We start from the raw sequence: 17,784 nt of genomic DNA on the forward strand, positions 1-17,784 counted from the left end.
TCCGGGAGGTGTCGCATGATGGCCGCCGCCCGTGAGCGCCGCCTGCAGCACACCGGCAACCTCGCGCGCGAGTTCCGCCGCGTCCACTTCGTGGGCATCGGTGGCTCCGGCATGAGCGGCATTGCCGAGGTGCTGTGCACGCTGGGCTATGAAGTTTCCGGTTCGGACAACGCCGACAACGCGGCGACCCGCCGGCTGGCGTCGCTGGGCGCGCGCGTGATGCGCGGCCACAACGCCTCCAACGTGCTGGGCACCGATTGCGTGGTCGTGTCCAGCGCGATCAAGCACGACAACCCGGAACTGATGGAAGCGCGTTCCCAGCGGATTCCGATCGTTCCGCGCGCGGCCATGCTCGCCGAGTTGATGCGTTTCCGCCGCGGCATCGCCGTGGCCGGCACGCACGGCAAGACCACCACCACCAGCCTGACCGCGGCGGTGCTGAGCGAGGGTGGTCTGGATCCGACCTTCGTCATCGGCGGGCAGCTGCTGGCGGCGGGCGCCAACGCCAAGCTCGGCGACGGCCAGTGGCTGGTGGCCGAGGCGGACGAGAGCGATGGCAGTTTCCTGCGCCTGAATCCGCTGATCTCCATCGTCACCAACATCGACGCGGATCACCTGGAGAACTACGGCAACGACTTCGAGCGGGTCAAGGCGGCGTTCGCCGAGTTCCTGCAGCGCCTGCCGTTCTACGGCTTGGCGGTGCTGTGCATCGACGATCCCGAAGTGGCCGCGCTGGCCGCGGAAACCCCGCGCCACGTGATGACCTACGGCATCGCCGACAATGCCGACGTGCGCGCCGAGGACGTGGTGCAGGAAGCCGGTCGCATGCGTTTCACCCTGCGCCTGCCGGAGGACGCCAGCATTCCTGTGACGCTGGCGCTGCCGGGCCGTCACAACGTGCTGAATGCTCTGGCCGCGGCCGCGGTCGGCTGGCAGCTGGGCGTATCGCCGGAAAACATCGCCGCGGCGCTGGAAAAGTTCGCCGGCATCGGACGCCGCTTCAACGATCTCGGCGAAGTCGCCACCAGCAGCGGAGCGCGCGTCCGCCTGGTCGACGACTACGGCCATCACCCGAAGGAACTGGCCGCGGTGTTCGCGGCCGCCCGCGGCGGCTGGCCGGACAAGCGCCTGGTGGTGGCATTCCAGCCGCACCGCTACAGCCGTACCCGGGATCAGTTCGACGCGTTCGCCGCGGTGCTGTCGGAAGCCGACGCGCTGGTCCTGAGCGAGGTGTATCCCGCTGGCGAGGCGCCAATCGCCGGCGCCGATGCCCGGTCGCTGGCGCGCGCCATCCGCGCGCGCGGCCGCAACGAACCGGTGGTGGTCAGCCAGGTCGGCGAACTGGTCGAGGTGCTGCCGGATGTGCTGCGTGACGGCGACCTGCTGTTGCTGATGGGCGCCGGCGACATCGGCCACATCGCCCAGCAGATCGCGGCGCATGGTTTCGTCGATCCCAATGGCGCGAAGGCGCAACAACACTCATGAGCAAGTTTTCGTTCCCGTCGCCACGCGTCACCGACCCGGCCCGCTTCGGCCGCGTCGCGGTGCTGCTTGGCGGCACCTCCAGCGAAGCCGAGGTTTCGCGTGATTCCGGCCGCAACGTGCTGGACGCGCTGCGCGCGCGCGGCATCGACGCCACCGCCGTGGATGGCATTCCCGCCCTCGCCGAGGCACTGGTGCAGCGCCGGTTCGATCGCGTCTTCAACATCCTGCACGGCCACAAGGGCGGTGGCGAGGATGGGGTGGTGCAGGGTCTGATGGAAGCTTTCGGCATGCCCTACACCGGTTCGACGGTGCTGGGTTCCGCACTCAGCATGGACAAAGTGCGGACCAAGCAGGTCTGGCTGTCGCTGGGCCTGTCCACGCCGCGTTACGTGCGCCTGCTGAAGGGCGACGACGTGCATGCCGCCGCCCGCGAACTGGGCCTGCCGGTGATCGTCAAGCCGGCCAATGAAGGTTCCAGCATGGGCGTCACCCGCGTGTTCCAGGACAGCGATCTGGATGCCGCGGTGGAACTGGCCATCCGCTACGACGGCGAACTGCTGATGGAGCAGCTGATCGAAGGCGACGAACTGACCGTGGGCATCCTAGGCGGTGTCGCGCTGCCGTCGATCCGGATCGTGCCGAAGGGGCAGTGGTACGACTACCACGCCAAGTACGTGGCCGAGGACACCCAGTACCTGTGCCCCGGCCTGGAAGGCGACGACGAGACGGAGATCCGCCGCATCGCCCTGGCCGCGTTCCAGGCGGCCGGCTGCCGCGGCTGGGGTCGCGTCGACGTCATGCGTGATCGCGCCAGCGGGCGTTTCCATCTGCTGGAAGTAAACACCGCGCCGGGCATGACCAGCCATTCGCTGGTGCCCAAGGCCGCCGGACAGGCCGGACTGGATTTCGCGGAGCTGTGCTGGCGCATCCTGGAACAGACGCTGCCGGAGGTGGACGGCTGATGAACGCCGCGCTGCGCATCCTCGCCTGGCTGCTGGCCGTCGCGCTTGTCGCGCTGCCGGTGGTGGCGGTGGTCAATGGCTGGATCGGCGCCGACCGCTGGCCGCTGACCCGCCTGCGCGTGCACGGCGAATTCGAGCGCGTGGATCCGGCGCAGTTGCGCGCGGTGGTGCTGCCCTATGCGAAGCGGGGCTTTTTCGCGGTCCGCCTGCAGGATGCGCAGGACGCCGTGGAGAAGCTGCCGTGGGTCGAACGCGCCGAAGTGCGCAAGCGCTGGCCCGACGTCATGGAGATCAGCATCACCGAACACCGCCCGTTCGCCCGCTGGGGCAAGGATCGCCTGCTGTCGGAGCATGGCCGGTTGTTCCCGACGCCGAAAGCCCTGCAGGCGCTGAAGCTGCCGCAGCTGGGTGGCCCGGACTCGCAGGTGCAGGAAGTGATCGCGCTGTACAACGAAGCACGCCAGCTGTTTGCGCCGCTCGGGTTCAACGTGGAAACCCTGATCATGGATCGTCGTGGCAGTTGGACGCTGACGCTGGGCAACGGCACCGAAGTGGTGATCGGCCGCGCCGACGCCCGTCCGCGCCTGAGCCGCTTCGTGCGCATGCTCCCGCAGATCCTCGCGCGCCAGGGACAGCCGCTGCTGCGTGCCGACCTGCGCTACACCAATGGTTTCGCGCTCAGTTGGGGCGACAAGCCGGCCATCGGGAATCGGGAATCGGGAATCGAAAACGCCCCGGCATCCCCGTCTCCCCCGGCGATTGCAGCCATCAGCAGGCTTCCGGCAGCGCTTTCATCCATTCCCCATTCCCAATTCCCCATTCCCGGTCTCGCAACATGAATCGCAAGGGCGACAAATCGCTGATCGTCGGTCTCGACATCGGCACCTCCAAGGTCACCGCTCTGGTGGGCGAATACGCCCCCGGCAACCCGATCGAGGTGATCGGCATCGGCTCGCATGAATCGCGCGGGCTGAAGCGCGGCGTGGTGGTCGACATCGAATCGACCGTGCAGTCGATCCAGCGCGCGGTCGAAGAAGCCGAACTCATGGCGGGCTGCGAAATCCGTTCGGTCTATGCCTCGATCTCCGGCAACCACGTGCAGTGCCGCAACTCGCCGGGCATCGTGCCGATCCGTGATGGCGAAGTGACCTGGGGCGATCTGGACAGGGTGCTGGAAGCGGCCAAGGCCGTCGCCATTCCCGCCGACCAGAAAATCCTCCACGCCATCCCGCGCGAGTACAAGCTGGACAACTCGCAGGAAGGCATCCGCAACCCGGTCGGCATGACCGGTGTGCGCCTGGAAGTGGACGCGCACCTGGTGTTCTGCGCGCAGTCCGCCGCGGCCAACATCAGCAAGTGCGTGCAGCGCTGCGGCCTGCAGATCGACGACCTGATCTTCTCGTCGCTGGCCTCCAGCGTCGCCGTGCTGACCAGCGACGAGCGCGAACTGGGCGTGGTCCTGGTCGATCTGGGCGCGGGCACCACCGACCTGGCGGTGTTCATGCAGGGCGCGATCTGCCACACCGCCTCGTTGCCGATCGCCGGCGACCAGGTCACCAACGACATCGCGCACATGCTGCGCACGCCGACTCCGGAAGCCGAGCAGATCAAGGTGCGCTACGCCTGCGCGCTGGCCCAGCTGGCCACCGCCGAAGAGAGCATCCAGGTGCCGAGCGTGGGCGATCGTCCGCCGCGCCGCCTGCCGCGCCATTCGCTGGCGCAGGCGGTACAGCAGCGCTACGAGGAAATCTTCGAGATGGTCCAGGCCGAACTGCGCCGTTCCGGTTTCGAGGAGCGGGTGCGCGCGGGCATGGTCCTGACCGGCGGTGCTTCCAAGATGGAAGGCGTGGTCGAACTTGCCGAGGAAATGTTGCAGATGCCGGTGCGCGTGGGCATCCCGCAGCACGTCACCGGTCTGGGCGAAGTGGTCGGCAACCCGGTCCACGCCACTGGCGTGGGCCTGTTGCTGATGGGCAGCCAGATCGAGCACCCGCGGCGGCCGTCGTTGCCGACGGGCAAGGCGGGAAGCTGGTTCAAGAAGATCCAGAACTGGTATCGCGGTGAGTTTTGATCGCCGGGAATCGGGAATAGGGAATCGATAGTCGTAGAAGCAAAAGCAAGACAGTGGCAGGTTGGAAAGAAGCAAAGCGCGGCAGGCAGGTAGAGACGTAGTTCATTGGCGGTACGCAACATCACTTAAAACACAACAACTCGCCGGTTGCGGCAATGGTGCAGGGAAAGGCTTCTTCGATTCCCGATTCTCCATTCCCGATTCCCGGCCCAAAGAGGACAACGGACATGGCACATTTTGAACTGGTTGAGAAGATGGCTCCGAATGCGGTGATCAAGGTCATCGGCGTGGGCGGCGGTGGCGGCAATGCCGTGGCGCACATGGTCAATGGCAGCGTGGACGGCGTTGAATTCATCACCGCCAACACCGATTCGCAGGCGATCAAGAACTGTGGCGCCAAGCTGCAGCTGCAGCTCGGCGGCAACGTCACCAAGGGCCTGGGCGCGGGCGCGAATCCGGAAGTCGGCCGCCAGGCCGCGCTGGAAGATCGCGAACGCATCATCGAAGCGCTGGACGGTGCCGACATGGTGTTCATCACCGCCGGCATGGGCGGCGGCACCGGCACCGGCGCCGCGCCGGTGGTGGCGCAGCTGGCCAAGGAGATGGGCATCCTGACCGTCGCCGTGGTCACCAAGCCGTTCCCGTTCGAAGGCCGCCGCCGCATGCAGGTCGCGCTGAAGGGCATCGAGGAACTGAGCCACCACTGCGACTCGCTGATCACCATCCCCAACGAGAAGCTGATCACCGTGCTGGGCCGCAACGCGACGATGATCCAGGCGTTCCGCGCCGCCAACGACGTGCTGCTCGGCGCCGTGCAGGGCATCGCCGACCTGATCGTGCGCCCGGGCCTGATCAACGTCGACTTCGCCGACGTGCGCACCGTCATGAGCGAAATGGGCCTGGCGATGATGGGTACCGGCCACGCCCGTGGCGATGATCGCGCCCAGGCGGCGGCGGAGAGCGCCATCCAGAACCCGCTGCTGGACGACGTCAACCTGTCCGGCGCCAACGGCATCCTGGTCAACATCACCGCCGGCCCCGACTTCACCATGGCCGAGTTCGACGAAGTGGGCCGCACCATCGAGGGCTTCGCTTCGGAGGACGCCACCGTGGTCGTCGGCACCGTGCTGGATCCGGACATGCAGGACGAAGTCCGCGTGACCGTGGTCGCCACCGGCCTGAACCGCTCCGTCGCCCGCCAGCCGGTGGGCCGTGGCCTGGACCGCGAGCCGGTGCGCGCGCCGATCAAGCTGGTCCGCGACGCCACCACCGGCCTGCCGGCGTTCGACGCGATGGCCAACGTCGATCCGGTGGCCGACGCCGTTGGCGGCCTGGGCCTGCGCCGTGGCTCGGCGGCTCCGGCCGCCGCCTCGGCACCGTCCTCGGCGCCCGCCTCGGCCGATCTGCCGGCGGACTACCTGGACATCCCGGCGTTCCTGCGCCGTCAGGCGGACTGACCTCCGCCATCTGAACACCCCTCCCGCCGGTCCGGGGGAGGGCGCGGTACCGCCATGTCCCTTCGCTGCCGGGCCTGCCCGGCCCGGCAGCCCTTTCCGTCCCATCGGGAACCGGACAGGCTCGCGCGGCATTGTTTCAGCCGTGGGACAAAGCAATTCTTCCGTTAAGATTCAGCTAATTGCGTGCTATTCTCGCCGCTCTTGGTCAGCACCTTCACCTCGGTCCCCCTCCGATGGCCCAGCAACGCACCCTCAAGAACGTGATCCGCGCCACCGGCGTGGGCCTGCACAGCGGCGAAAAGGTCTACATGACGCTGCGTCCGGCCCCGGTGGATACCGGCGTCGTGTTCCGGCGTGTGGATCTGGATCCGGTGGTGGAAATGCCGGCCAGTGCCGAACTGGTCACCGAGACCACGCTGTGCACCGGCCTGAGCTGCGACGGCGCCAAGGTACAGACGGTGGAACACCTGATGTCCGCGCTGGCGGGCCTGGGCGTGGACAATGTCTACGTCGAACTGTCCTCGGCCGAACTGCCGATCATGGACGGTTCCGCGGGCCCCTTCGTGTTCCTGCTGCAATCCGCGGGCATCGCCGAACAGAAAGCGCCGAAGCGCTTCATCCGCATCAAGTCGCCGGTGGAAGTCACCGAAGGCGACAAGGTCGCGCGGTTCGAACCCCATGACGGTTTCCGGGTCGGCTTCACGGTGAAGTTCGACCATCCGATGATTCCGGCCTCGCAGTCGCGCGCCGAGGTGGAGTTCTCCACCGGCGCCTACATCAAGGAAGTGTCGCGGGCCCGCACTTTCGGTTTCATGCGCGACCTGGAATACATGCGCGAACGCAATCTGGGCCTGGGCGGTTCGATGGACAACGCCATCGTGCTGGACGAGTTCCGCGTCCTCAACGACGACGGCCTGCGTTACGCCGATGAGTTCGTCCGCCACAAGATCCTCGATGCCATTGGCGATCTGTACCTGGCCGGGCGGCCGATCCTGGGGGCCTACGAGGGCTACAAGTCCGGTCACGCCCTCAACAACAAACTGGTGCGCGCGCTGCTGGCCCAGCCCGAGGCCTGGGAAGAAGTGACATTCGAGGACACCGGCCACCCGTCGCCGGTGCTCTACGGCGCCCCCGCGACCGCCACGGCCTGACCGCCAGTCCATTCCCCAGCGAATGTTTTCTCCTGAAACCGTATCCGGCGGGATGCGTCCGGAGTCCATTGTCGTTTATGTGATTCAGGTCTTATTTTGAGCCTGAATTTAACTTGTTTTTAACTTTCGTCTAACGACCCGGGCTGCCATGCCCGGTACCATGCTTTCGCCTTCGCGTCGCGGGACCTAGCGCTTCCGCCCGCCGCGCCGGTTGTCAGGAGCAGTACCTTCTCCGGCGGAGTCCGGGGATTCCAAGGATGCCAGGACAGCCGCAAGCGCTTTACGCGAGGCTTCCGGAACAGGTGGTGCCGTGGTTTCTGCCCGGGAATTCGGGTGGAGCGGGGCGGTTGTTGTTTTGATGGTCACCTCGGTGACCGTCAGTCCGACGGATCGGGCGGCATCAAGCAGTTCGGCGGAGGCGAGCCTGAGTTTGGCTCGCCACACGGGGGAGTCGACGATAAAAACGAGCCGTTCGCCGGCCACGTTTGCCAGACGGCAATGCGGGGCCAGGGCGGGCGGGAGACAGGGGCGGAGTTGCTGTTCCAGGTTGTCGAGCCAGATGGCGCGACGAACCGGGTCGGCGGCAGCGTCCGTCAACGCGGCCTGGAGGGCCGGTTGCGGAGTGCTTGCGCCACGCGGCTTGGACTTCGAATCAGACATCGGTATCTATGGCTTTTCAAAACATCGTAAACAATTCGCGTGCCTGGTTGGTCCAACATCTCGCCGGCCCCGCCTACAAGGTACGCGTCCTGGTCCACGCAAGGCCGCTCACCGTCGCTTCCTGTCTGCTCGCCGTCGGCCTGGTCGCCGGCCTGGCCGGGCGCAGCGCCATGGGCATGGCCCAGGTCTCGCTGCTGCAGGCCAAGACCGAACGCCAGGATGCCGAACTGGAGCAGGTGCGTCGCGGTGCGCAGCAGGAAATCAACGCGATGGCCGCGCGTCTGGGTGAACTGCAGGCACAGGCCAACCGCCTGAATGCGCTCGGTGACCGCCTGACCCGGATGGGCCAGCTGCAGGACGGCGAGTTCGATTTCGAGGAACCGGTGGGCGTGGGCGGCAACGACGCGGCCTATGACATGTCGCCGGCCGAACTGGATCAGGGCGTCGGCCAGCTGGAGCGCCAGTTCGCCGCCTCCGGCCAGCAGCTGTCGGTGCTGGAAGCCCTGCTCTTCAACCGTGAGCTGGACAAGAACGCCACGCCTTCGCGCATGCCGATCGCCAATAGCTATATCACCTCCGGTTTCGGTGGCCGCGCTGATCCGTTCGGCGGTGGCGGTCAGTACCACAAGGGCATCGACTTCAAGGCCAGCGTCGGGGATCCCGTGCTGGCGGTGGCCGACGGCGTGGTCAGCTTCGCCGGCATCAAGGGCGGCTACGGCAACGTGGTCGACGTGGATCACGGCAACGGTTATGTCACCCGCTACGCGCACAATTCCCGTCTGGTGGTGAAGTCCGGTGATCTGGTGCGGGTCGGCCAGGAAGTCGCCAAGGCCGGTTCGACCGGCCGCTCGACCGGCGCCCACGTGCACTTCGAGGTGTGGGAAAACGGCCGCGTGGTCAACCCGCGCAAGTTCCTGGGTGACGGCCCGACCCCGGTCGGCAAGATCAAGCGCGGCTGAGCGCCCGCGCGGGACCTCCGGCAGGGTTGATTCCCCCGGGGGCGCCCCAAGCTACAATACGGTGTTGCCAGACAGGGCGCATAGCGCCCTGTTTCGTTTTGGGGTTCCCGCCAGGGTGATTGACGACGGCCCCCGACGCTCATTTCCAACCGGTTCCTTACATGATCAACAACTTGCTCACCCGTGTCTTCGGCAGTCGCAACGAACGCCTGCTGAAGCAGCTCCAACGCAGCGTCGGCAAAATCAATGCCCTGGAACCGGAGATGGAGAAGCTCTCCGACGACGAACTCAAGGCCAAGACCCCGGAGTTCCAGAAGCGCATCGCCGATGGCGAGTCGGTGGACAAGGTCCTGCCGGAAGCGTTCGCGGTCTGCCGCGAAGCCAGCCGCCGCGTGCTGGGCATGCGCCACTACGACGTCCAGTTGATCGGCGGCATGGTGTTGCATCTGGGCAAGATCGCCGAAATGCGCACCGGTGAAGGCAAGACCCTGGTCGCGACCCTGCCGGTCTACCTCAATGCGCTGGAAGGCAAGGGCGTGCACGTGGTGACCGTCAATGATTACCTGGCGCGCCGCGACTCGGCCTGGATGGGCCGCCTGTATAACTGGCTAGGCCTGTCGGTCGGGGTGGTCTACCCGGGCATGCCGCACAGTGACAAGCATGCGGCCTACGCGGCCGACATCACCTACGGCACCAACAACGAATTCGGTTTCGACTACCTGCGCGACAACATGGCGATGGCCAAGGAGGACCGCTTCCAGCGCGGCCTGCACTACGCCATCGTCGACGAAGTCGACTCCATCCTGATCGACGAAGCGCGCACGCCGCTGATCATTTCCGGCCCGGCCGACGAATCCCCCGAACTCTACCTGCGCGTCAACCAGATCGTGCCGAAGCTGATCAAGCAGGAGAGCGAGGAAGGCGAGGGCGACTTCTGGGTCGACGAGAAGGGCAAGCAGGTCCATCTGTCCGAAGCGGGCATGGAGCATGCCGAAGCGCTGCTGCTGCAGGCCGGCATCCTGAAGGATGAAGAGGACAGCCTGTACGGCGCCAACAACCTCACCGTCGTCCATCACCTCAACGCCGCGCTGCGCGCTCACGCGATCTACCAGCGCGACGTCGACTACATCGTGCGCGACGGCGAAGTGGTGATCGTCGACGAATTCACCGGCCGCACCCTGCCGGGCCGGCGCTGGTCGGACGGCCTGCACCAGGCGGTGGAGGCGAAGGAAGGCGTACCGGTCCAGCGCGAGAACCAGACGCTGGCCAGCATCACCTTCCAGAACCTGTTCCGCATGTACAAGAAGCTGTCCGGCATGACCGGTACGGCGGACACGGAAGCCTACGAGTTCCAGAGCATCTACGGCCTGGAAGTGATCGTCATCCCGACCCATCGCCCCACCGTGCGCAAGGATTCGCCCGACCAGGTGTTCCTCAACCGCAAGGGCAAGTTCAACGCGGTGCTGGCGGACATCCAGGATTGCTACCAGCGCGGCCAGCCGGTGCTGGTCGGCACGACCTCGATCGAAACCTCCGAGATGCTGTCGGAGTTCCTCAACAAGTCCGGCGTGCCGCACGAAGTGCTCAACGCCAAGCAGCACGAGCGGGAAGCGCACATCGTCGCCCAGGCCGGTCGCTCCGGCGCGGTCACGATCGCCACCAACATGGCCGGCCGCGGTACCGACATCGTGCTGGGCGGTTCGCTGGAAGTGGAACTGGAGACGTTGCCGGAAGACGCCACCGACGCGGATCGCCAGCGCGTCAAGGCCGAATGGCAGCAGCGCCATGAAGCGGTCAAGGCCGCCGGCGGCCTGCACATCATCGGCACCGAACGCCATGAATCGCGCCGCATCGACAACCAGCTGCGTGGCCGTTCCGGCCGCCAGGGCGATCCGGGTTCGTCCCGCTTCTACCTGTCGCTGGAAGACAACCTGATGCGCATCTTCGCTTCGGACTGGGTCCAGAAGGCGATGAAGCTGATCGGCATGAAGGAAGACGACGTGATCGAGGATCGCCTCGTCAGCCGCCAGATCGAAAAGGCGCAGCGCAAGGTCGAGGCGCACAACTTCGATATCCGCAAGAACCTGCTGGATTTCGACGACGTCAACAACGACCAGCGCAAGGTCATCTATTCCCAGCGCGACGAACTGTTGGAGGCCGATTCGGTCAAGGAAAACATCGACGGCATCCGCGGCGACGTGGTGGCCGAGAGCGTGGCGCGCTTCGTGCCGCCGAATTCGGTCGACGACCAGTGGGATCTCGCCGGACTGGAACGCGAACTGGCCGAGGAAATGGCCCTGTCGCTGCCGATCACGGCCTGGCCGAAGGAGGCGGACGAACTGGATGCCGAAGCCATCGAGCGGCGCGTCCAGGAAGCGATGGACAGCCATTTCGATGAAAAGGAAACGGTCATCGGCGGCGAAACCATGCGCGCGCTGGAAAAGCACATCATGCTGACCGTGCTGGACAAGAACTGGAAGGAACACCTGGCCCGCATGGACTACCTGCGCCAGGGCATCCACCTGCGCGGCTACGCCCAGAAGCAGCCGAAGCAGGAATACAAGAAGGAAGCCTTCGAGCTGTTCTCCGAGATGCTGGAGCGGGTCAAGCGCGAGGTCGTGACCATGCTGGCACGCGTCCGCATCCGCACCGAGGAGGAAGTGGCGGCGCTGGAAGCGCAGGAGCGCGCGATGGCCGAGGCGCAGGCCAGGCAGATGCAGTTCCAGCACGCCGACGCCGGCGGCTACGGCGCGGACGAGGAAGCCGAGCAGGCCCAGGCCGCACTGGCCGGGCGACCCGTGGCGATGCCGGCCGAAGCCGGTCCCAAGGTCGGCCGAAACGACCCCTGTCCCTGCGGCAGCGGCAAGAAGTTCAAGCACTGCCACGGCCAGCTGGCCTGATCACCGGCAAGTCGATTTGAGAAAAGACAGGCGCCCGCGAGGCGCCTGTCTTTTTTTGGACGTTCTGGCGGTGTGCCAGCACCCAGCAAACCAGATCCGCTCCCTCGTCCCTCCTCGTGAGTCCCGCACCGCGCGGCATGACCCCTCGCATTTGCATTCGTGCGGAAATTACCGGCAAGCTTCAGCCATGTCCTCCGAACCTCTGCGATCGATCCACGTCGTTGCCGGCGTCATCACCGATGCCCGTGGCCGTATTCTGCTGGCCCGGCGTACCGAAGGCCGGGATCTGGCCGGGTGCTGGGAATTCCCGGGCGGCAAGCGCGAAGCGGGCGAAACCGAGGCCGAGGCGCTGATCCGCGAGTTGCAGGAAGAACTGGGCATCACCGCCGAGGTGGGCGAGCCCATCATCAATGTGCCACAGCAGTATCCGGACAAGCGTCTGCGCCTGGATGTCCGCCGGGTGCTGTCCTGGAAGGGCTCGCCGCGCGGGCACGAGGGCCAGGCGCTGGCCTGGGTGGTACCGGAAAAACTACCGCGTTATGCCATGCCGCCGGCCGACCGGCCGGTGGTCGCGGCGCTGCTGCACCCGGACCGGTACCTGGTGACCCCATCGCCCGCGGAAGTGGCGGATGCCGCCTGGCTTGGCGCCTTGCAACGAAGCCTGGCCACCGCCGACGTCCGCCGGATCCAACTGCGCATGCCCGGCGTGGAAGAGGGCAGGCGGCGGCGGCTGACGCAGGCCGCCGTGGCGGCCTGCCAGGCGGCCGGGGTCGACGTCCTGATCAATGCGGACATCGGTCTGGCCCGTGAACTCGGTACCGGCGTGCACCTGCGGGCGGCGCAGTTGCCGGAGCTTTCGGTCCGGCCATTGCCGGATGATCAGCACGTGGCGGCGTCCTGCCATACCGCCGAGGAGCTGCGTCGCGCCGAGGATCTCGGATGTGATTTCGCGGCGCTCGGGAGCGTCCGGGAAACGGCCAGCCATCCGGGCGGCACCCCGCTGGGATGGGAAGGTTTCGCACGCCTGCGCGAAGCGGTGTCGCTGCCCCTGTACGCCATCGGTGGCCTGCGGCCGGATCATATCGGCGAGGCGCGCCAGCACGGCGCGCAGGGCATCGCGGCGATTCGCGGTCTCTGGGGCGGGTGAAGAGACGGGCCGGGCAGAGACGGGTCTGCGCTTGACGTCTGGGGCGGACGGGTTTGCCCCCATCCGCCTTCGGCACCTTCCCCGGCAGGCGGGGGAAGGGACGACCTTGGGGCTGTCCTCTACCGGATGGACTCGGTCGCCAGGCGGCGGTAGCGCGTGTCGAGTTCGCTGACCGCGTGTTCCAGATGACCGATGTCGCCGTCGTTGACGACGATGTCGTCAGCCAGCGCGAGGCGCTCATGGCGGCTGGCCTGGGCGTCCAGCATGCGTTCGGCCAGGGTGTCGTCGATGCCGTCCCGCAGCATCAACCGTTGCTTCTGGACTTCGCGAGGGACATCGACCACCAGGATTCGGGACAGCCACGGATAGGCGGCACGTCCACCGCCCTCGGTCAACAGGGGGATGGTCGCAATGGCGTAAGGGCTGATGGCGTCGCGGCAGAGCGCCTGCATGCGCAGGCGGATGCGGGGGTGGAGGATCTCTTCCAGCACCCGGCGTTCGATTTCATTGCCGAATACACGAGCCCGCAGCGCTGCGCGGTCCAGGTGCCCATCGACCTGCAGCACGCCCTGCCCGAACCGCGCCACGACTTCGGCCAGCGCCGGCGCGCCGGGCTCGACGATCTCGCGGGCGACCCGGTCGGCGTCGGCGATGCCAATGCCGCGCGCGGCGAAAGCCCGTTCCAGCGCGCTCTTGCCGGAGGCGACGCCGCCGGTCAGTCCAATGACGTATTCGCTCATCCGTCCATTATTGGCCGGAACCGCGCCTTTGTAGAGCGGACACCGCCCCGCTGCCGTGGCTTTCTTCCGCTCGCGTGAGCAGGCGCCGGAGACGGGAGGAGGCAATCGGGAAATGCGAACCTGGTCGCCAGGCCGAGCAGGCCCGGCTCTACTTCAGGCCCGCGAACCGCAGGTAGGCGTCGATCAGATCCTGGCCCCAGAAGAACACCACCCAACCGGCGACGGCCAGGTACGGTCCGAACGGGATGGGGGTGGCCCGGTCACGTCCCTTCGCGGCCAACCAGACGGAGCCGATGATGGCGCCCACCAGCGAGGACAGCAGGATGGTGGGCAGCACGCCCTTGAGACCGACCCAGGCGCCGATGGCCGCCAGCAGCTTGAAATCACCGTGGCCCATGCCTTCCTTGCCGGTCAGCTGCTTGAACAGCCACCACACCGACCACAGCGACACGTAGCCGGCAATCGCGCCCAGGACCGCGGCCTTGGGCACCATGTAGAGGTTTTCCAGACTGGCGATCAGGCCCAGCCACATCAGCGGCAGGGTCAACTGGTCCGGCAGCAGCCGGGTGCGCAGATCGATGCCCGACAGGGCCACCAGGAAGCAGCTCAAAAGCGAGGCCCCGAATCCCTGCCAGCCGAAGCCGAAGCGCCAGACCGAGGCCACCACCAGCAGCGCGGTCAGCATTTCCACCAGCGGATACTGCGGCGAGATGGGCGCCTTGCAGTGGCGACACTTGCCGCGCAGGGCCAGCCAGCTGATCAGCGGAATATTCTCGAACCAGGCGAGCTTGTGCTTGCAGTGCGGGCAATGCGAGCTCTCGACCACGATGCCGGGTGGCGGCGGGTCATAGATCTCCGGCTCCTCCAGGATCTCGCGGGCATCGCGCCGCCATTGCCAGTCCAGCTTGCGCGGCAGGCGCAGGATGACCACGTTGAGGAAGCTGCCCACCAGCAGGCCGAGGCCGGCCGCGACCGGAAAGCCGAGGCCGGGGTGTTGATCGAGAAATGCCATGGGGCGAGTTTAAATGGTCGCAGCAAGCTTGAAGATGGGCAGATACATGCCGATGACCATGCCGCCGACCAGGATGCCGATGATGACCATGATGAAGGGCTCGATCAGGCTGGACAGTGCATCCACCGCATTGTTGACCTCCTGCTCGAAATACTCGGCCACCTTGAACAGCATGGTGTCCAGTGCACCTGCCTCCTCGCCGATGGCGGTCATCTGGATGACCATGTGCGGGAACAGGTTGACCTGCTTCATCGACATGTTGAGCGGGTAGCCGACTGACACGTCGTCGCGGATGCGGTGGATGGCCTTCTCGTAGACGGTATTGCCGGTGGCGCCGGCCACCGTGTCCAGCGCTTCCACCAGCGGCACGCCGGCCTTGAAGGTCACCGCGGTGGTGCGTGCAAATCGCGCGACCGCCGATTGGTGCATGATCTGCCCGACCACCGGGACCTTCAGGATCGCGCGATCGACGAAGTGCTGGAACGCCGGCGAGCGCTTGAACATGAAGACGGTTAGAAAGAGCGCACCCAGCACGATGATCAGGATCAGCCACCACCAGCTGACCATGAATCGTGACATGGCGACGATCATCTGGGTGAACGCTGGCAGTTCACCGCCAAAGCTCTTGAAGGTCTCCTCGAACTGCGGCACCACGAAAATCAGCAGGATGGCGCTGACGACGATCGCCACCGCGATCACCATGGCCGGGTAGAACAGCGCCTTCTTGATCTTGCCCTTCAGGCCCTCGATGTTTTCCTTGTAGCTGGCGATGGTGTCCAGCACCGTCTCCAGCACGCCCGCGCTTTCGCCGGCGCGGACCAGGTTGCGGTAAAGCTCGTCGAACTGGACCGGATGCTTGCTGATCGCCTCGGTCATCGACGAGCCGCCCTCGATGTCGGCCCGGATCTGGCCGATCATCTTCTTCATGCGCGGGTTCTTCTGGCCGCCCTCGATGATCTCCAGCGAGCTGACGATCGGCACGCCCGATTTCATCATCGTCGCCATCTGGCGGCTGAAGAAAGCGATTTCCTTCGGCGTGATGGCACGGCCTGTGGTACCGAACAGCGGCTTGGGCTTGACCTTGACGACGTTCGGAGTGATGCCCTGCTTGCGCAATTCAGCGCGCAGCATGTTGGCGTTCTTGGACGCCTGCTCTCCCTTCATCTTGATACCGCGTTTGTCGACGCCTTCCCAGACGAAGGTGCTCAACGGGTTGTCCCGTGCGACAGGCGTGGCGGTTTTCTTGGCGGCAGAACGGCTGATGGCCATCAGGGTATCCCCGTCCGGTTTCCCCGACCGGACTTCATTCCGCATGGTAGCGGTTTACGGCGTGAAGGGAACTCCCCCGGCCTGTGACGCGGGGCAGGATTTGGCAACCTGCCCTGTCCCCAATGGGATCAGGGGTAGTCTGGGTCGATGCCGGGAGAGGTTCAGTCCTTGGTGACCCGGTTGATCTCGGCCAGGCTGGTCACGCCGTTGCGGGCCTTCATCAGCGCCGACTGGCGCAGGTCCCGGACCCCAGCCTGCTGCGCGGCTTCGGCGATCTGGAGGGCATTGCCGCCTTCCAGGACGATGGTGGCGATCTCCTCGCTCATCGGCATGACCTGGTAGATGCCGGTACGGCCCTTGTAGCCTTCCGTGCATTCCTCGCAGCCCACGGCATCGTACAGGGTGAAGCCGGCACTGATTTCGGCTTCGGTGAAGCCCTCGGCCACCAGGGCATGGTGGGGCAGTTCCACCGGCTGCCTGCACTTGGAGCACAGGCGCCGGGCCAGGCGCTGGGCGATGACCAGGGTCACCGAACTGGTGATGTTGTAGGGCGCGATGCCCATGTTCATCAGGCGGGCGATGGTCTGCGGAGCGTCGTTGGTATGCAGGGTGGACAGCACCATGTGGCCGGTCTGGGCGGCCTTGATGGCGATCTCGGCGGTTTCGAGATCGCGGATTTCACCGACCATGATGATGTCCGGATCCTGGCGCAGGAAGCTGCGCAGGGCGGCGGCGAAGGTCATGCCCCGCTTGGTGTTCTGCTGCACCTGGTTGACGCCCGGCAGACGGATTTCGACCGGATCCTCGACCGTGGAGATATTGCGGATCTCGTCGTTCAGGATGCCCAGCGCGGTATACAGCGACACCGTCTTGCCCGAACCGGTCGGGCCGGTGACCAGCACCATTCCGTAGGGCTTGTGGATGGCGTCCTCGAACAGCTTCTGCTGGTCCTTCTCGTAGCCCAGCTTGTCGATGCCCAGTTTGGCCGCGCTGCCATCCAGGATACGCAGCACGACCTTTTCGCCGAACAGGGTGGGCAGGGTACTCACGCGGAAGTCCACCTGCTTGCTCTTGCTGAGATTCAGCTTGATGCGGCCGTCCTGCGGGACGCGCTTTTCGGCGATATCCAGTTGCGCCATGACCTTCAGGCGGGCGGCGATGCGCTGGTTCAGCTTGGTGGGGGCCTTGGCGACCTGCTTGAGGATGCCGTCGATGCGCAGCCGCACCCGATAGTCGTTCTCGTAGGGTTCGAAGTGGATGTCCGACGCACCCCGCTTGATCGCGTCGATCAGGACCTTGTTGACGAACTTGACCACCGGGGTGTCGTCGCCCTTGGCGTCGACACCGGATTCGTTGGCGGCTTCGTCATCGCCGCTGACCTCCAGATTGTCCAGCCCTTCCTCGTCATCGCCGCCGAAGGTGTTGCTTAGGTTGCTGTTGGCGTTGATCCATTGATCGAGCGCCCGCCGCAGCGAATCGTCGTCGACGAGGATGGGTTCCACCACCAGGTTGGTATGGAACTTGATCTCGTCCAGCGCCTGCATCTTGTTGGTCGGATCCGAGACGCCGACGAAGAGCTTGCTGCCGCGCTTGTAGATGGGCAGGACCTGGTGCTTCTGCAACAGCTCTTCGCTGACCAGTTTGACCGCGTTGTGAGCGACATCGAAGGATGCGACGTCCAGCAACGGCATGCCGAACTCGACGGCGTTGGCGGCGGCCATCTGGGAAGGCGAGGCGAGCTTCTTTTCCGCGACCCACTGCGCGAGGGGAACCTTGGCGGCTTGCGCATCCGCCATCGCGCCACGGGCGGTGGTTTCATCCAGGGCCCCATCCATGACGAGACGGCGCGCGATACCGGTGATGCCAACCAGATTGGCGGTGGGGATGGCACTCATGCGCGTTCTCCTGAAATTCGGCTAGATACTAGCCAGACGGGGGATTCCGGAGCAAGCGAGCGGAATCGGCGTCCCG

General features: G+C 65.9%; 14 protein-coding genes. 9 read left to right on the forward strand and 5 right to left on the reverse strand.

The genetic code is table 11. The features are described from left to right. The first annotated feature begins 15 nt into the window (after positions 1–15). The 6 genes from murC (at position 16) to lpxC (ending at position 7,126) form a co-directional block, all read left to right on the forward strand. Positions 16–1,485: a UDP-N-acetylmuramate--L-alanine ligase gene (gene murC / locus AC3DEZ_RS10375; RefSeq protein ID WP_447103287.1), complete on the forward strand. Its 1,470-nt coding sequence runs from the start codon at positions 16–18 to the stop codon at positions 1,483–1,485. Continuing rightward, a complete protein-coding gene (locus tag AC3DEZ_RS10380) occupies positions 1,482–2,447 on the forward strand; it encodes a D-alanine--D-alanine ligase (RefSeq protein ID WP_488388134.1) in 966 nt (321 codons plus the stop codon). Before murC ends, AC3DEZ_RS10380 begins: the two co-directional genes overlap by 4 nt. Beyond that, positions 2,447–3,286: a cell division protein FtsQ/DivIB gene (locus tag AC3DEZ_RS10385; protein ID WP_488388135.1), complete on the forward strand. Its 840-nt coding sequence runs from the start codon at positions 2,447–2,449 to the stop codon at positions 3,284–3,286. The genes AC3DEZ_RS10380 and AC3DEZ_RS10385 overlap by 1 nt, the downstream gene beginning before the upstream one ends. Then, positions 3,283–4,518 carry a cell division protein FtsA gene (gene ftsA / locus AC3DEZ_RS10390; RefSeq protein ID WP_141455691.1) on the forward strand — a complete coding sequence of 412 codons (1,236 nt, stop codon included), beginning with the start codon at positions 3,283–3,285 and terminating at the stop codon, positions 4,516–4,518. The genes AC3DEZ_RS10385 and ftsA overlap by 4 nt, the downstream gene beginning before the upstream one ends. A gap of 227 nt (positions 4,519–4,745) precedes the next feature. Continuing rightward, positions 4,746–5,975 carry a cell division protein FtsZ gene (gene ftsZ / locus AC3DEZ_RS10395; protein ID WP_488388136.1) on the forward strand — a complete coding sequence of 410 codons (1,230 nt, stop codon included), beginning with the start codon at positions 4,746–4,748 and terminating at the stop codon, positions 5,973–5,975. 233 nt (positions 5,976–6,208) lie between these two features. Next, positions 6,209–7,126, forward strand: a complete 918-nt coding sequence (gene lpxC, locus AC3DEZ_RS10400; protein ID WP_488388137.1) for a UDP-3-O-acyl-N-acetylglucosamine deacetylase — start codon at positions 6,209–6,211, stop codon at positions 7,124–7,126. 186 nt (positions 7,127–7,312) lie between these two features. Here the strand turns inward: lpxC and AC3DEZ_RS10405 are convergent, their stop codons facing one another. Further along, positions 7,313–7,786, reverse strand: a complete 474-nt coding sequence (locus AC3DEZ_RS10405) for a DciA family protein (RefSeq protein ID WP_488388138.1) — start codon at positions 7,784–7,786, stop codon at positions 7,313–7,315. Positions 7,787–7,794: 8 nt separating this feature from the next. Here AC3DEZ_RS10405 and AC3DEZ_RS10410 point away from each other — a divergent pair, with 8 nt between their 5' ends. The 3 genes from AC3DEZ_RS10410 to AC3DEZ_RS10420 all read left to right on the forward strand — a co-directional run bounded on the left by AC3DEZ_RS10410 (position 7,795) and on the right by AC3DEZ_RS10420 (position 12,792). Then, positions 7,795–8,745 carry a peptidoglycan DD-metalloendopeptidase family protein gene (locus tag AC3DEZ_RS10410; RefSeq protein WP_488388139.1) on the forward strand — a complete coding sequence of 317 codons (951 nt, stop codon included), beginning with the start codon at positions 7,795–7,797 and terminating at the stop codon, positions 8,743–8,745. Positions 8,746–8,906: 161 nt separating this feature from the next. Next, positions 8,907–11,645: a preprotein translocase subunit SecA gene (secA, locus tag AC3DEZ_RS10415; RefSeq protein ID WP_488388140.1), complete on the forward strand. Its 2,739-nt coding sequence runs from the start codon at positions 8,907–8,909 to the stop codon at positions 11,643–11,645. 187 nt (positions 11,646–11,832) lie between these two features. Continuing rightward, positions 11,833–12,792 (forward strand): Nudix family hydrolase, encoded by a 960-nt coding sequence (locus tag AC3DEZ_RS10420; protein ID WP_488388141.1) that lies wholly within the window; start codon positions 11,833–11,835, stop codon positions 12,790–12,792. Positions 12,793–12,911: 119 nt separating this feature from the next. On the opposite strand, the gene coaE is transcribed toward AC3DEZ_RS10420, so the two are convergent. From coaE to pilB, 4 genes are all read right to left on the reverse strand, one after another. Then, positions 12,912–13,532 carry a dephospho-CoA kinase gene (coaE, locus tag AC3DEZ_RS10425; RefSeq protein ID WP_488388142.1) on the reverse strand — a complete coding sequence of 207 codons (621 nt, stop codon included), beginning with the start codon at positions 13,530–13,532 and terminating at the stop codon, positions 12,912–12,914. Positions 13,533–13,680: 148 nt separating this feature from the next. Further along, positions 13,681–14,544: a prepilin peptidase gene (locus tag AC3DEZ_RS10430; RefSeq protein ID WP_488388143.1), complete on the reverse strand. Its 864-nt coding sequence runs from the start codon at positions 14,542–14,544 to the stop codon at positions 13,681–13,683. A gap of 9 nt (positions 14,545–14,553) precedes the next feature. Continuing rightward, positions 14,554–15,813 carry a type II secretion system F family protein gene (locus tag AC3DEZ_RS10435; protein ID WP_488388144.1) on the reverse strand — a complete coding sequence of 420 codons (1,260 nt, stop codon included), beginning with the start codon at positions 15,811–15,813 and terminating at the stop codon, positions 14,554–14,556. 161 nt (positions 15,814–15,974) lie between these two features. Beyond that, positions 15,975–17,708: a type IV-A pilus assembly ATPase PilB gene (gene pilB, locus AC3DEZ_RS10440; RefSeq protein ID WP_488388145.1), complete on the reverse strand. Its 1,734-nt coding sequence runs from the start codon at positions 17,706–17,708 to the stop codon at positions 15,975–15,977. Positions 17,709–17,784: the final 76 nt, after the last annotated feature.

Source organism: Pseudoxanthomonas sp. 134C1, assembly GCF_057773065.1.